Here is a 12,737-nt window from a genome sequence, read left to right on the forward strand (position 1 = left end):
AAAATTCACAGCAACGGTTATAAAAAAAGCATATAAAAAATAGGATACAGGGTTTTCTATAAATACACAAAAGACCACCAAAGCAGCAATACATATAAATCCTAAAAACGTAAAAAAAGTATCTGTGAAATTTTTAAATTTTTTAATCATATTATTGATGCTTTAAACATACAAATTACATACTCCAGACACTCCATTTGGATTGGATTACGGAAGGATTCACTTCTTTTAATTTATGATAAAAGGTGAGGAAATTCTTGTTCCAGATAGAATAATTATGGGCAAAATTGAAAACCACTTCTTCCCCCTGATCATTGATCTTAACCTGCCAAATCCTGCTGTTATTGATCTGATAAGCCGTTTTGCTGAGTTCCTTAATGTCTTTTAAACTGAACTTTGCGGTCTGGTTATTCTTATTGACGGCATAAAAATACTCCTGGTCAAAATAAAAGTCATCTGCAGAAACCACTTTTTTTTCAAGACCCAATAAAAACGGCCTTCCTGAAATCTTCTGTAAGCCTTCGGAACTTAAATGGCTGTACTTTACATTTTGGTTTAAAGGCAGTGGTACATAGTATTTTTTGTAAATTTCACGAAGAATCACAAGTCCTAAAAGGGGGCCTGAAACGGCAATGACAATAAAATAAATGTCACCGGCCTGCGACAGGGTCAGGGTAACAATCGTAATGAACAGAGCATACAGCAATACGAATAAAATAATTCTTTTTACCATTTTATAAATTTATAATTAATCATCAGATTCTTAATACAAAAAATACCCCATCCATCGCATTAAATTAATAAATATCAAAAAAAGCTTCTGAAACCTCAGAAGCTTTATAATTTATCCGAATGCCCTTTTCAGCAGGCTCTCCACTTTCGGTTCGCTTCCCCTGAAGTTCTTATATAATTCCATCGGGTCTTTTGTACCGCCGGAAGAAAGCAAAGTTTTAAATTTTGAAGCAATCTCAGGATTGAAAATGCTGTTTTCCCTGAAATACTGGAAGGCATCGGCATCCAGAACTTCCGCCCATTTGTAAGAATAGTATCCGGCAGCGTATCCGCCCTGGAAAATATGCGAAAAGCTCGGGCTCATCGCCGTTTCGGGATTGGCCGGATATAATTGCGTTGCTTGGGTATAATCATCTTCAAATTCCTTTACGCTTTTACCTTCCAGTTCTTCAGCTTTCGTGTGGTAATTCATATCCAGCAGTCCGAAACCAATCTGTCTCATCGTCTGGTACCCTTCCATAAAGTTTTTAGACTGGGCAATTTTTTCAATTTTATCATCCGGTAAAATTTCACCGGTCTTATAATGTCGGGCAAATGTTTTCAGAAATTCCGGTTCGTAACAGAAGTTTTCCAGGAATTGGGAAGGCAGTTCCACAAAATCCCATTTCACGGAAGTCCCGGAAAGGTTGGGGTATTGTGTGTCTGCCAGCATGCCGTGAAGGGCGTGGCCGAATTCATGGAATAAAGTCGTCACTTCCTGAAACGTCAGTAAGCTCGGCGTATCTTTGGTCGGTTTGCTGAAATTGCAGACGATAGAAATATGCGGACGGGAATTTTCACCTGACCTTGTATACTGGCTTTTATAGCTCGTCATCCATGCTCCCGCTCTTTTGCCTTTTCTCGGGAAATAATCTACATACAGTAAAGCCTTGAATATTTTTTCAGGATGTTCGCTTTCGTCTTCCGTTTTCCCGTTTCCATCCTCAAAAACCTCATATACTTTCACATCCTCATGGTATTTCGGGATATCATTTCTTTCTTCAAAAGTCAATCCGAATAAGGTTTTTGCCAACCCGAACACCGCATCCTGAACCTGGTTCAAAGGGAAATACGGTTTCAGTTCTTCATCATTCAGGTCATATTTGGCTTTCCGGAGTTTTTCTGCATAGAAGGCATGGTCGTACGCCTGCATATCATCAATTCCGTCATTTTTTGCCAGAGATTTCAGTTCTTCGATTTCTTTTTCAGCATAAGGCTTTGCTTTTACCAGCAGCTCATTTAAAAAGTCGATCACTTTTGTCGGGGATTTGGCCATTCTTTCTTCCAAAACATAATCCGCATAATTTTTATACCCTAATAATTCTGCTTTCTGCTGTTTTAGCCGGAGCAGTTCTTTGATGAGGTTCTGGTTGTCAAACTCGCCGCCGTCAAAAGATTTTCTGCCGTTGGCCAGGGCCAGCTCCTTTCTCAGTTCGCGGTTTTCCGCATAGGTCATAAAAGGGATATAGCTCGGATACTGCAGGGTCACCACCCAGCCTTCCAGGTTTCTTTCCTTAGCGTCTTCGGCGTACTGCTCAAGTATGGCATCGGGAATTCCTGCCAGATCTTCTTTATGGGTGATATGCTTAAAATAATTATTGGTCGAGGCTAGTACATTCTGTCCGAACTGAAGAGACTTTAAAGATAAATCCATGCTGATTTTCTTTAGTTTTTCTTTGTCTTCTTCATTTAATAACGCGCCGCTCCTCACAAAACCTTTATAGGTCTCATTTAAAAGCATCTGTTGCTCTTCGTTCAGGTCATATTGATCTTTTTGGTCATAGACTTTTTTGATTTTATTAAAAAGGGCTTCGTTCTGAGAGATTTTCGAAGAATATTCCGTTAGGATCGGAGAAACTTCCTGAGCAATCTGCTGAAGTTCATCGCTGGTTTCTGCAGAATTCAGATTGAAAAAGATATTGGATGCCCGGTCCAGCTGCTCTCCCGAATAGGCCAATGCTTCGATTACATTTTCAAAAGCAGGTTCTGCAGGATTGCTGACAATGGCATCGATTTCTTCCTCCGATTTCCGGATCAGTTCCTGAAAAGCCGGAAGATAATCTTCATTGTTGACGGAAGTAAACGGTGCTGAATGATATGGTGTGGTAAAGGGTTGCGTTAAAATATTCATTTTTTTCAGGTTTTAATAATTGTAAATGTAATAAATCAAGATGATCCGACCGTTCAATGGCTCAAAAATAATGCCCCGGCACAAACATGTGACAAAATGATGGATCCTGATAAATCTTGTCATAGGAAAAGCAAAGGGGAGATCCAAATGATTAATTTTGGCGGTAAGCGGTAAAATTCTCTAAAGCAAAGTGTTAACGTAAAAACAATTAAACGATGAAAACAATATTCAAAATCCTTGGTGTCATTATCCTTTTAATGATTGGGTATGCTGTAGTAGCCATACTGGCCTTCAGTAAAGACTATCATTATGAAAAATCGGTGGTTCTGAATGCCTCCAAAGAAAAAATATGGCCGCACCTAAGCTCGATGAAAGCTTTTAATCGATGGAATCCGTGGATGAAATTGGATGCGGCCATGAAAATTACCTATACCGGAAATTCCGGGGAAGCAGGGGATAAGTATTGCTGGGACAGTAAAAATGACGATGCCGGAGCGGGATGCCAGGAAATCAAGGAATTGATTTTATATCAGAAGCAAAAAACAGAAATGACCTTTATAAAACCTTTTGAAGGCGAAGCCGCTTCTGAAATTATCTTGTCTCCTCAGGGAAATGCTACGAAAGTAACCTGGACTATGGATACGGAACAGGATGCCATGATCAAAATAATGAGGCCCGTTATGGATTACCAGATGGGAAAATCTTATGAAGAAGGCCTGGACAATCTGAAAGCATTGGTTGAGAAATAAATAAAATATTTTACCGGTTCCGTTATAATTTTTTCGTGGATGCTCTTTAAAAGAGAAAGATTTTTAAAATATGACCGCTGTTTTTTAAAAAGCAAAAGTATAGATTATTTAAAAAATATTATCTTTATATAAAGAATAGATTCATGGAGAAGATCATATTTGAAAAAAATAATATAAGAAATTATGTAAAAACCGCCATCGCTGAAAAAATTCAGAAACTTAAAAATTTTATGGAATTTACCCTGGAAGCGAGCCGCGATATTAAAAAGACTCCGAAATACGACAGCATGCGGGAGGAAATGCAGGAAGAAATTTACCAGATGCAGCGGCAGCTGGCAGCCTTGAATGATCTGAAGAGGAATATGGCGAAAGTATTAAACGGTTCCACTGAAAGGGTTCAGCTGGGATCTCTGGTGATCACCAACAAAGCGCGCTTTTATATTTCGGTTTCTTTGGGGGAATTCTTTTTTGAAGGCGACCGCTTTTACGCCATTTCCCCCGAAAGCCCGATGGCAAAAAAAATGATGGGCATGAAATCCGGCGACGAGTTTACCCTCAATAACATTTACCAGAAAATCGTAGAGGTTTTATAATTTCTGATCACAAACTCCAAATTAAATTTGGAGTTTTATTTTTATTCAGTACCTTGCAATGCAAAATACTTACTTATGAAATTTCAGCAGTTACGAACAAACAGAATTAATCAGTGGATCATCATTCATCTCCGTTATCTGGTAGGCTTTGCCTTTATCCCGTCCGGACTGATCAAAGTAATGGGTGAACGGTTCACCGCCATCCAGACCGATAATCCGGTCGGCTATTTCTTTGAAGCTTTATATCAGTCGGGGATGTACTGGAATTTTCTGGGCTGGGTACAGGTGATCGCCGGAATACTGCTGATTACCCAGCGTTACGCTACTTTGGGCGCACTGATGTTTTTTGCGATCCTGACGAATATCTGGATGATTACCCTTAGCCTGTCATTTAAGGGGACCTGGATCATTACTTCTTTAATGATGTTCGCGGTGCTGATGCTCCTGATTTGGGACAAACACAAATTGCTGCCGGTTATTAATTATGATACAAGATCCGTTATGAATGAGTTTCCCGATCCCGCACGCATATGGGTCAATGCAGGAATCGTTTATGCCATCTGCTTTATAGCGCTCTGTCTTTTAGGAGCTGTCAATGAAAGTGTTTATGCAAAATGGCTTTCGGGAGTATTGGCTTTAATGGTTCTGGCTACTTTTGCAGTAAGTAATTACAGGGCATACAAAAGTCAGAAATTAATACTGAATACTTAATGTCCTGCATGATAAATGAATTACATGCCGTAAATTTGCATCATGAATAAAGCAGACATTTTAAAAGAGATTATAGAACAGAGGAGAAGTATCTTTCCGAAAGATTATACCGAAGCAGAAATTTCTCAGGAAATCATTGATGAGATTCTGAATTCGGCGACATTCGCTCCCAATCACAAACGGACAAAACCCTGGCGTTTTAAAATATTCAGAGGGCAGGAGAAGGCTGCTCTGGCCTCGGAAATGCAGGCAATCTACAAAGCTTCCCAGCCTGAAAACCTGTTCCTGGAAAAAAAATACAATGACATTGGTTTTAAGATCAACAAAGCGGATACGGTGGTTTCCATCGTGGTTAATTTCAGCGGAATGCTTCCCGAATGGGAGGAAATCGCAGCCGTTTCTATGGCCGTTCAGAATATGTACCTGACCTGCACTGCCAACGGCATCGGGTGTTACTGGAGTTCTCCGAAACTGGTTGATCATCTGAAAGCATCTTTAACCATTGAAGAAAACCAGAAATGCCTCGGATTGTTCTATATGGGTAATCTGGAATAAAAGTATTATTGCAAAACTTTAGTTCGTATCTTTTTACTTTAAAGTTTTTTACTATCTTTGCACTCTTAAAATATTTAACTGGGACGAGTTCCCGTAAAATTCAAACATTATGTCAGTAAAAATCAGATTACAAAGACACGGTAAAAAAGGTAAGCCTTTCTTCCACATCGTGGTTGCAGATTCTAGAGCAAGAAGAGATGGTAGATTCATCGAAAAACTAGGAACATACAACCCAATTACTAACCCTGCAACAATTGATTTAAACGTTGATTCTGCTGTAAAGTGGTTAAACAACGGTGCTCAACCCACTGATACGGCAAGAGCGATCCTTTCTTACAAAGGGGCACTTTACAAAAAACACTTACAAGGTGGTGTTGCTAAAGGAGCTTTTGATGAGGCTGAGGCTGAAAAAAGATTCAATGCATGGGTAGAAGCTAAAGATTCAAAAGTACAAGGTAAAGTTGAAGGTTTAACCAAAGCTCAGTCTGACGCTAAGAAAGCTGCTCTGGATGCTGAAGCTAAAGTAAACGAAGCCAGAATTGCTGCTGCTGCACAAGTTGAAGCGGATGCTAAAGCTGCTGAAGAAGCTGCTAACGCACCGGCTGAAGAAACGACTGAAGGAGAAGCACCTGCTGCTGAAACTGAAGAAAACACTGAAGCTTAAAAACAACCCGGTATGCGTAAAGAAGATTGCTATTTATTAGGAAAAATCACACGCAGACACGGACTTGCGGGTAACGTTATCCTTAAACTGGATACCGACCAGCCCGAGCTTTACAATAAACTGGAATCAATATTCGTTGAAATCAACGGATTATTGGTTCCTTTTTTTATTGAAAAGTCATCATGGAGCAAATTGGACGCTCTGAATATTGCCTTTAAAAATTCTACTGAGGCTCTGGTAGACCAGTCACTGGGTAAAAACGTATATTTACCGCTGGCTACATTACCGAAACTTTCCGGCAAACAATTCTATTACCATGAGATCATCGGGTACAGCATCCTTGACGAAAACGGTCAGGACTGTGGCGTGATCCGTTCGGTAAATGATCAGACGGCCCAGGTGTATTTCGTAACGAATCTGGACGGTAAGGAAGTGGTTATTCCTATGATCAAAGACTGGGTTCTTGAAGTCGACCGGGATGAAAGGTTCATCAAAATGATTCTTCCTGAAGGACTCATTGATGTTTATCTGGTTCCTTCTAAAAAAGATGAATAATCATCATCAGTTTTTCAGATAATAGATCTGAAATTTTCCCTCCTTTATATTACTTACTAAAAAATATTTTCCCGCTTTGGTTCTTACAGGATCAGAGACGGCTAGTTTATTATGGTCCTCTTTGGTGGAAATCGTTTTACTGCCGAGTTTTATATCATAATAATACATATGCACAGGATGATAGCCGAACGATGCTACAAAATGGTTCCCGGTGCTGAACCATTGGTTGCCTGAGACAATCTTATCCTTCACCTGAAAAAATACGGTATCCCTGTTTTCTTTCCGGATTTCGGCTGAAAAGACATTCCCTTTCCGCAACAGCTGTATCTTAGGATGAAGCGTTATATATAAAGGATCATCTTTTTCAGAGAATTTTTCAAAGGATTTCAGAAGATTTGAAGAAATAAAATAAGGATCTTTCTGATCAGGGTTACCCAGGTAATTGTCACCATACGCTGCATAATTCAAAATTCCGGTTCTCGCTTCATCGGGGATTAACAGAATCCGATCCGTCTTATTCAAAATGGTTTGTTGAAAAGCAGATTTCTCATCGGCTATTTTTTTTATTAATGCAGAATCTTTTTCAGGTTCTCCCGTGTGAAAGAGGTGCTCGTATTTTTTCGTGATATCATCCGGATCATAGAAAGGCAGAATTTTTTTATGACGGAAATCCGGAGCGATATATTTCCGGTCATTGGCATACAGGTTACCTGTATCATCTATGAAAGCAAGATTATTGATATTCGGCCTGTTGTTCCATTGTTCAGCAATGGCCAGCCTGCCCTCACGCATTATAAAAATCCTGTTGGTATGGTTCTCATGGGAATCTGTTACCGGGTAATTGTAGATAAAAAAATAATGGTCTTTCACCAGATAGCTGCAGTTGTCTTTCTGTGAAAGCGGAAGCTCCATGACCTTCTCCAAAACAACTGTTTTATCCGAAAAATTAGGAAATTCCGGAATTTCAGGATGCCTGTCTTCTTCCACCTCTGTTTTAGGACTATAGCAGGATGATAAAATGAAAAGCGACAGTACAAGTGAAATCCTCATGGTTTATTTTTATTAAAGATACATTTTTTTGAAAAATATAAAGTACTATAATAACCAAGCCTTTTAGTAAAAAAGATGAGTGACGATATCATGAATCACTCATCTTTTATTACACATTATTCATTGCTTATCATTTATTAATCGCCGGAAGCAAATACTCCTCCACTATCTTTTCCGCCTGTAAGTGGGCATAGGATTTATTGTAAGCTTTTGCTGTGATCACGATCACGACAGGAATTTCCGTGAATACAATAATTTTGTTTCCGCCGTTTCCACTGGATTGATAGGCCTCAAAACTTTGATTTCCCGCTTTATAAACTTTCCTCCAGAATAGATAGCCGTACCATTCAAAATCCTGGTCACTGGTGAAATAGTTGGTGAAAGATCTTTTTATCCAGTTTTTGTCGATCATTTTCCGGCCTTTCCATATTCCGTTATTTTTATAAAGCTGTCCGAATTTGGCAAAATCCAGCGCTTTCATCCGAAGTCCTCCGGCCAGTGAAGGCTTCTGCTGCGGGGTAAACTGCCATTGATAATTCGTGATTCCGAGCGGTTGAAAAAGCTTTTTACCAGCATATTTTTCCAGACCTTCGGGAACTGTTTTATCTAAAATATCGCCTGTCAATACAACCCCTGCCGTAAAATAGCTCCAGGTTTTCCCGGGCTTGTTTTCCGTAGCAGGCAGATCCAGAGCAAACTTCACCCAATTCTCTGTAGGGTACATATTTTCCTCATTTCCGGAAGAGCTTTCATCAGCATCATTTCCGTCAAATCCCGAGCTCATCGTCAGCAGGCTTCTAATGGTAATGCTGTCTTTGCGGGACGAATAATTTTTGAACTGTTTCAGGTCATAAAACTCTTTCAGCATCCGGTTTTCACTTTTAAAATAACCGTCTTGGATGGCGATTCCCATCAGAGCGGAGGCAAAAGATTTCCCGACCGAACGCGTGTCCTGCAGGGAATCTCTTCCCGACCGGCTGAAATATTCCTCCAAAAGAAGCTTTTCATTTTTGATGATTACAATACCGGTAATATCCCTGAACCTGTTCTCTGCAATTTTTGTATTTAAAAGCCTGATTTTTTCCTGATCAAATTTTTCATCAGACACTTTCCATCCGCTGTCGGGCTGAATCTTCTGCACAGCCATCTGATCCTCCGAAATGTCTTTGTGAGGAACGGTTAAGTGAATTTCACCGGAAGCCATGGTATTTCCGACTTTTACTGACGAAGTTTTTAAATAAGGTCTGATTTCAATCTTTAACACATGATTTCCTTCACTCATGGCGTCAATTCCGCCATGGGCCATATAAAACCTTGTCCACATATATTTTCCCCAGGAATCTTCATTTTTTGAACTTAATAAAGGAATTCTGAAATTGGTTTTCAGCTTTTTGCTTTCCGCTGTTCCGGCTCCCGGATTCAGGTCCTCCGTATAAATTAATTTTCCGTCAATGTAAAAACTGAATTGGTAATTTCCTTTTTTAAGCAATTCATCCGCCGATAAACTGGAGTCAAGCTGATGTAAATAATTGACCAGTGAGTTATCCAGAAAAATGCGGAGGTCAAGGTCTTTATCTTCCTGAAATGTCATTGTTTTCAGAAAATCGGTTTCCTTCGTATTTTCCAGAGGAATCATTTGATCTAAAAATAAAATTTTGTTCAGATGGTTTTTCTGAACAGGATTTTCAATCTTTTCAGGCTCAACCAGATTTTGGCTTAAAGAGAAACCGGAAATAAAAATCAGAACGGATAAAAGAATTGTTTTCATGTTAAATTTTATCTGAACAAAAGTAGGCCTCTGATGGTATAAAAAATAGAATGAAATTAACATTTTTATTTCTTCAGAAGGTTTTTGTATTGAAGCGGAGCAATTCCCATATTCTCTCTGAATGACCTGATAAAGTGGCTTTGATCTGCAAAACCGCATTCCAGTGCTATTTCCGTTAAAGACCTATGGGTGTTGAGAAGGGTTAAGGATCTGCTGATCTTCAGTTTCCGGATGTATGTTCCTAAAGTGCAGTGAAAATGCTTCTGAAAATCCCTGCTCAGATGAACAGGATGAACGTCCAGTGTCTTTGAAAGCTCGGTCAGGCTTAATTTTTCCGTGAAACTTCCGTGGAGTATTTCATCGATCTTACTTACCCATTGCGGTTTTTTATCAGCATTTTTGGCCTTGCCGGATAACTGACTGAAAATATTGAGTAAAAGTTCATGAACAGGCAGTTCAATCCCTGGAGCATTCATTTTTGTTTCCCTGAAAATCTGGTGCATAAGCAATTTTATAACAGGGTCTTTTACATTGAAGCTTCCTTCCAGGGAGTCTTTTGAAATATCAAACTGTTTAAACCAGTCTTCCGTAAGTTCAAGATGGAATCCTCTCGTGAAAATATCCGGCCTGATATTGTAATGCGCATCTTCCCAATGATGGTAGAGCAGTGTTCCTGCAGAACAGTCATACATTTCTTTTTTGTTTCCTTCCGTCATATGTCCCTGCAGCAGAAAAGTAAAATATGGGTTTTCATGATAATGCCAGTCGACAAAAGGATGGGTGTACTCAGTATCGGTAATAGTTAAACCGTCTAAATGGAGGGTTTCATTGGTTTGCCCGAAAAATTCACCATGACGGAGGCTTTTCATATTATAGTTTTTGTTTTAAATTTTCAATCTGACCATACATTTTATTGAAAAATATTTTCCTGTCACGGTTTCCCGAAGTGTTCAGCGATTTTGAATTTTTGATCTGGTGCTCAAAATAATTTCGTGTTTCACCACAGGTTTTTTCATCATTAATCAGAATATAGCCAAACATATTCACAGGGATCGCAAAAAGGGATTGTTGCGGATGGTGAAAAAAAATGTCGTTGGAAAGATGCATCAGTTCGTTTTCGTACAGGTGAAACTTCGGATTGTTTTCTGTCTTCTGTTCAATATAGGCGATCAGTTCTTTTAATTCTTTCAGGATAACTGTTGCTTCGTTTTTTTCTAAAAGTCCCGTTTCATAATAAAATAAAATCTGTTGCAGAATACTGGAGATGGTCAGGTCATTCCAGAGCTCCACTATATTTTGTGCTTCATATTTTTTCCTGAGTTTCTGGGTATTTGATTCGGAATATGGCGGCGAAAAATGCAGAAAAGGAATAAAAACCTGTTTTGCGTTCAGCAGGTTCATCCAGACATAAATCTTAAAACGGGAAAGCAGGGTATCTGAAAGCGTATAGAAAAACGGAATATCCTTAGCAGAGTAATACACCGTCATCTCATCAGTAAACGGGAGGTTTTCAAAAATGCTGAGGTTATTCTGAAAAAAAGACTGCAGATCTTCTGTTGTATTTACCGCTGATGTTTTCTGGACCACGAGCTGCCGGTCTGAAGTGATAAACTGATTGAGGGAGATCTGATAGTATTTCGCCAGTTCCAATGCTTCCTCAAAACTGAACTTTGCCTTCATGGAAGTCCGGCGGTGTGCCGCATCATAGCTGATGTCAAGAATATTGGCAATCTCGTCATTCAATGATTTGTCGCCAATCCTTCTGCGGATTTCTTTAAGTAAAAGCTCCTGATGCATGTTTTTGTGATTTTCACAAATGTACTTCTTTATTTTAATTTTTTTCCGCATTCGGATTGGTGATTTTCACAGATACTTTTGAAGTATAATTTTAAAACAAGATATCATGAATAAGAATTTAATACTATTGAATGTGCTCATCAGCATGGTATTGCATGGCCAGGACCACGACAGCGTTAAGATAAAGCCTGCTGTATTTTCGGTAAATCCTAAAAAGTCAGTGACAAGAAATACGTCAGGAATTAACATTGGGGTATTAGATATTTACAAAAAACAAAAAATTAACGGCCTGAATCTGCAGGCGAACCCGCTTAGCCTGATTTATCCCCTTATTCCTAAAGCCATCCCCGTTCCTACAGAAGAAACATCAACGGTTACGGTAAACGGACTGCATATTTCTACCGGCGGGATGGTGGATGGTGAAAAACTTAACGGGGTCGGGATTTCGATCTATCATCATGCACGGGTTACCAATGGAGTTTCTGTAAATTTTTACAATAATACTTCGGGAAATCTAACAGGGATCCATATTTCTGGATTTGCTAACAGTTCTGAAAAAGGATACGGTTTGCACATGGCTTTTATCGGAAACGATTCAGATGATTTCAAAGGGCTGCAGGTCTCCGGGTTCAATGAATCCAAAAAGATGAGAGGGGTGCAGATCGGGCTGGTGAACAAGGCCGGAAATCTTAAAGGGTTTCAGCTTGGATTGTGGAATGTCAACGAAAAGAGGAAACTGCCTTTGATCAACTGGAATTTTAAAGCTAAAACCAAAAAGTCATGAAAACAGTACCTTATATTTTAATTGCGGTAAGATTTATCCTGGCGCCGGTTATTATGGCTTTAGCGTATCTCCAAGGAGAAGAATCCCGATTTTTGATTTTAGGATTGATGTATACCGGATTGCTTACCGACATTTTCGACGGAATTATTGCCCGGAAAGCCGGTGTCTCATCTGAACAGCTGAGAAGACTGGATAGCCAGACCGATCTGGTGTTCTGGCTTTCATTGGGCTTTGCTTCCTATTTTATGGCTCCTGAACTCATTACAAACGAATGGCCGGGAATCCTTTTGATCTTTGGGATGGAAGCCCTCTGCTATCTTGTCAGTTTCCTGAAATTCGGTAAAGAAACCTGTACCCATGCCTTTTTGTCAAAAATGTGGGGCCTGAGCCTGCTGATTGCTTTTACCTATCTGATAGGCTTTCAACAGGCGGGCTGGGCTTTTTATCTGACGGTAGCGTTAGGATTCATTTCCCACATTGATGTGATCCTTATTGTTTTGCTGCTCCCGAAATGGCAGTATGATGTTCCCAGTTCCTATCATGCCTGGAAGATCCGCCAGGGGAAACAGAGAAAAAAGACGGTTTTCTTTAATTGATTCGCATTTAAAA

14 protein-coding genes are annotated in these 12,737 nt (G+C 39.5%); 8 read left to right on the forward strand and 6 right to left on the reverse strand.

Going from position 1 to position 12,737, the window contains the following annotated elements; genetic code table 11:
- Positions 1-175 precede the first annotated feature (175 nt).
- Together H561_RS0102915 and H561_RS0102920 are read right to left on the reverse strand one after the other, a co-directional pair.
- Positions 176-733 carry a hypothetical protein gene (locus H561_RS0102915; protein WP_027385656.1) on the reverse strand — a complete coding sequence of 186 codons (558 nt, stop codon included), beginning with the start codon at positions 731-733 and terminating at the stop codon, positions 176-178.
- A 111-nt stretch (positions 734-844) separates the two neighbouring features.
- Complete coding sequence (locus H561_RS0102920) at positions 845-2,902, reverse strand: M3 family metallopeptidase (protein ID WP_027385657.1); 2,058 nt, start codon at positions 2,900-2,902, stop codon at positions 845-847.
- A gap of 215 nt (positions 2,903-3,117) precedes the next feature.
- On the opposite strand from H561_RS0102920, the gene H561_RS0102925 reads away from it, so the two are divergent.
- From H561_RS0102925 to rimM, 6 genes are all read left to right on the forward strand, one after another.
- On the forward strand, positions 3,118-3,651 hold the full coding sequence (locus tag H561_RS0102925) for an SRPBCC family protein (RefSeq protein ID WP_027385658.1): 534 nt from the start codon (positions 3,118-3,120) through the stop codon (positions 3,649-3,651).
- 143 nt (positions 3,652-3,794) lie between these two features.
- On the forward strand, positions 3,795-4,244 hold the full coding sequence (locus H561_RS0102930; protein WP_027385659.1) for a GreA/GreB family elongation factor: 450 nt from the start codon (positions 3,795-3,797) through the stop codon (positions 4,242-4,244).
- 75 nt (positions 4,245-4,319) lie between these two features.
- Positions 4,320-4,955: a DoxX family membrane protein gene (locus H561_RS21950; protein WP_034761272.1), complete on the forward strand. Its 636-nt coding sequence runs from the start codon at positions 4,320-4,322 to the stop codon at positions 4,953-4,955.
- Between the two features lie 42 nt (positions 4,956-4,997).
- Positions 4,998-5,510 (forward strand): nitroreductase family protein, encoded by a 513-nt coding sequence (locus tag H561_RS0102940; RefSeq protein ID WP_027385660.1) that lies wholly within the window; start codon positions 4,998-5,000, stop codon positions 5,508-5,510.
- A gap of 109 nt (positions 5,511-5,619) precedes the next feature.
- Positions 5,620-6,174 carry a 30S ribosomal protein S16 gene (locus tag H561_RS0102945; RefSeq protein ID WP_027385661.1) on the forward strand — a complete coding sequence of 185 codons (555 nt, stop codon included), beginning with the start codon at positions 5,620-5,622 and terminating at the stop codon, positions 6,172-6,174.
- Positions 6,175-6,186: 12 nt separating this feature from the next.
- Positions 6,187-6,729, forward strand: coding sequence for a ribosome maturation factor RimM (rimM, locus tag H561_RS0102950; protein ID WP_027385662.1), 543 nt, complete (start codon positions 6,187-6,189; stop codon positions 6,727-6,729).
- Between the two features lie 6 nt (positions 6,730-6,735).
- Here the strand turns inward: rimM and H561_RS0102955 are convergent, their stop codons facing one another.
- The 4 genes from H561_RS0102955 to H561_RS0102970 form a co-directional block, all read right to left on the reverse strand.
- Complete coding sequence (locus H561_RS0102955; RefSeq protein ID WP_027385663.1) at positions 6,736-7,779, reverse strand: hypothetical protein; 1,044 nt, start codon at positions 7,777-7,779, stop codon at positions 6,736-6,738.
- A 130-nt stretch (positions 7,780-7,909) separates the two neighbouring features.
- Positions 7,910-9,547: a serine hydrolase domain-containing protein gene (locus H561_RS0102960; protein ID WP_027385664.1), complete on the reverse strand. Its 1,638-nt coding sequence runs from the start codon at positions 9,545-9,547 to the stop codon at positions 7,910-7,912.
- Positions 9,548-9,612: 65 nt separating this feature from the next.
- Entirely contained in the window at positions 9,613-10,416 is an 804-nt protein-coding gene (locus H561_RS0102965) for a helix-turn-helix transcriptional regulator (protein ID WP_027385665.1), read from the reverse strand.
- Position 10,417: 1 nt separating this feature from the next.
- Positions 10,418-11,344 (reverse strand): helix-turn-helix domain-containing protein, encoded by a 927-nt coding sequence (locus H561_RS0102970; protein WP_027385666.1) that lies wholly within the window; start codon positions 11,342-11,344, stop codon positions 10,418-10,420.
- A 106-nt stretch (positions 11,345-11,450) separates the two neighbouring features.
- Between H561_RS0102970 and H561_RS0102975 the strand changes: the two genes are divergently transcribed.
- On the forward strand, positions 11,451-12,128 hold the full coding sequence (locus tag H561_RS0102975; protein ID WP_027385667.1) for an LA_2272 family surface repeat-containing protein: 678 nt from the start codon (positions 11,451-11,453) through the stop codon (positions 12,126-12,128).
- A complete protein-coding gene (locus H561_RS0102980; protein WP_027385668.1) occupies positions 12,125-12,724 on the forward strand; it encodes a CDP-alcohol phosphatidyltransferase family protein in 600 nt (199 codons plus the stop codon). Before H561_RS0102975 ends, H561_RS0102980 begins: the two co-directional genes overlap by 4 nt.
- The last annotated feature ends 13 nt before the right edge of the window (positions 12,725-12,737 follow it).

The sequence above is a fragment of the Chryseobacterium gregarium DSM 19109 genome (assembly GCF_000430845.1).
Taxonomy (GTDB): domain Bacteria; phylum Bacteroidota; class Bacteroidia; order Flavobacteriales; family Weeksellaceae; genus Chryseobacterium; species Chryseobacterium gregarium.

What these genes read in the sequence shown, in the direction of transcription:
- H561_RS0102940 (WP_027385660.1), top strand. Translation starts at nt 4,998, where the DNA reads ATGAATAAAGCAGACATTTTAAAAGAGATTATAGAACAGAGGAGAAGT.
- H561_RS0102980 (WP_027385668.1), top strand. Translation starts at nt 12,125, where the DNA reads ATGAAAACAGTACCTTATATTTTAATTGCGGTAAGATTTATCCTGGCG.
- H561_RS21950 (WP_034761272.1), top strand. Translation starts at nt 4,320, where the DNA reads ATGAAATTTCAGCAGTTACGAACAAACAGAATTAATCAGTGGATCATC.
- H561_RS0102970 (WP_027385666.1), bottom strand. Translation starts at nt 11,344, where the DNA reads ATGCATCAGGAGCTTTTACTTAAAGAAATCCGCAGAAGGATTGGCGAC.
- H561_RS0102960 (WP_027385664.1), bottom strand. Translation starts at nt 9,547, where the DNA reads ATGAAAACAATTCTTTTATCCGTTCTGATTTTTATTTCCGGTTTCTCT.
- H561_RS0102925 (WP_027385658.1), top strand. Translation starts at nt 3,118, where the DNA reads ATGAAAACAATATTCAAAATCCTTGGTGTCATTATCCTTTTAATGATT.
- H561_RS0102945 (WP_027385661.1), top strand. Translation starts at nt 5,620, where the DNA reads ATGTCAGTAAAAATCAGATTACAAAGACACGGTAAAAAAGGTAAGCCT.
- H561_RS0102920 (WP_027385657.1), bottom strand. Translation starts at nt 2,902, where the DNA reads ATGAATATTTTAACGCAACCCTTTACCACACCATATCATTCAGCACCG.
- H561_RS0102975 (WP_027385667.1), top strand. Translation starts at nt 11,451, where the DNA reads ATGAATAAGAATTTAATACTATTGAATGTGCTCATCAGCATGGTATTG.
- H561_RS0102965 (WP_027385665.1), bottom strand. Translation starts at nt 10,416, where the DNA reads ATGAAAAGCCTCCGTCATGGTGAATTTTTCGGGCAAACCAATGAAACC.
- rimM (WP_027385662.1), top strand. Translation starts at nt 6,187, where the DNA reads ATGCGTAAAGAAGATTGCTATTTATTAGGAAAAATCACACGCAGACAC.
- H561_RS0102930 (WP_027385659.1), top strand. Translation starts at nt 3,795, where the DNA reads ATGGAGAAGATCATATTTGAAAAAAATAATATAAGAAATTATGTAAAA.
- H561_RS0102915 (WP_027385656.1), bottom strand. Translation starts at nt 733, where the DNA reads ATGGTAAAAAGAATTATTTTATTCGTATTGCTGTATGCTCTGTTCATT.
- H561_RS0102955 (WP_027385663.1), bottom strand. Translation starts at nt 7,779, where the DNA reads ATGAGGATTTCACTTGTACTGTCGCTTTTCATTTTATCATCCTGCTAT.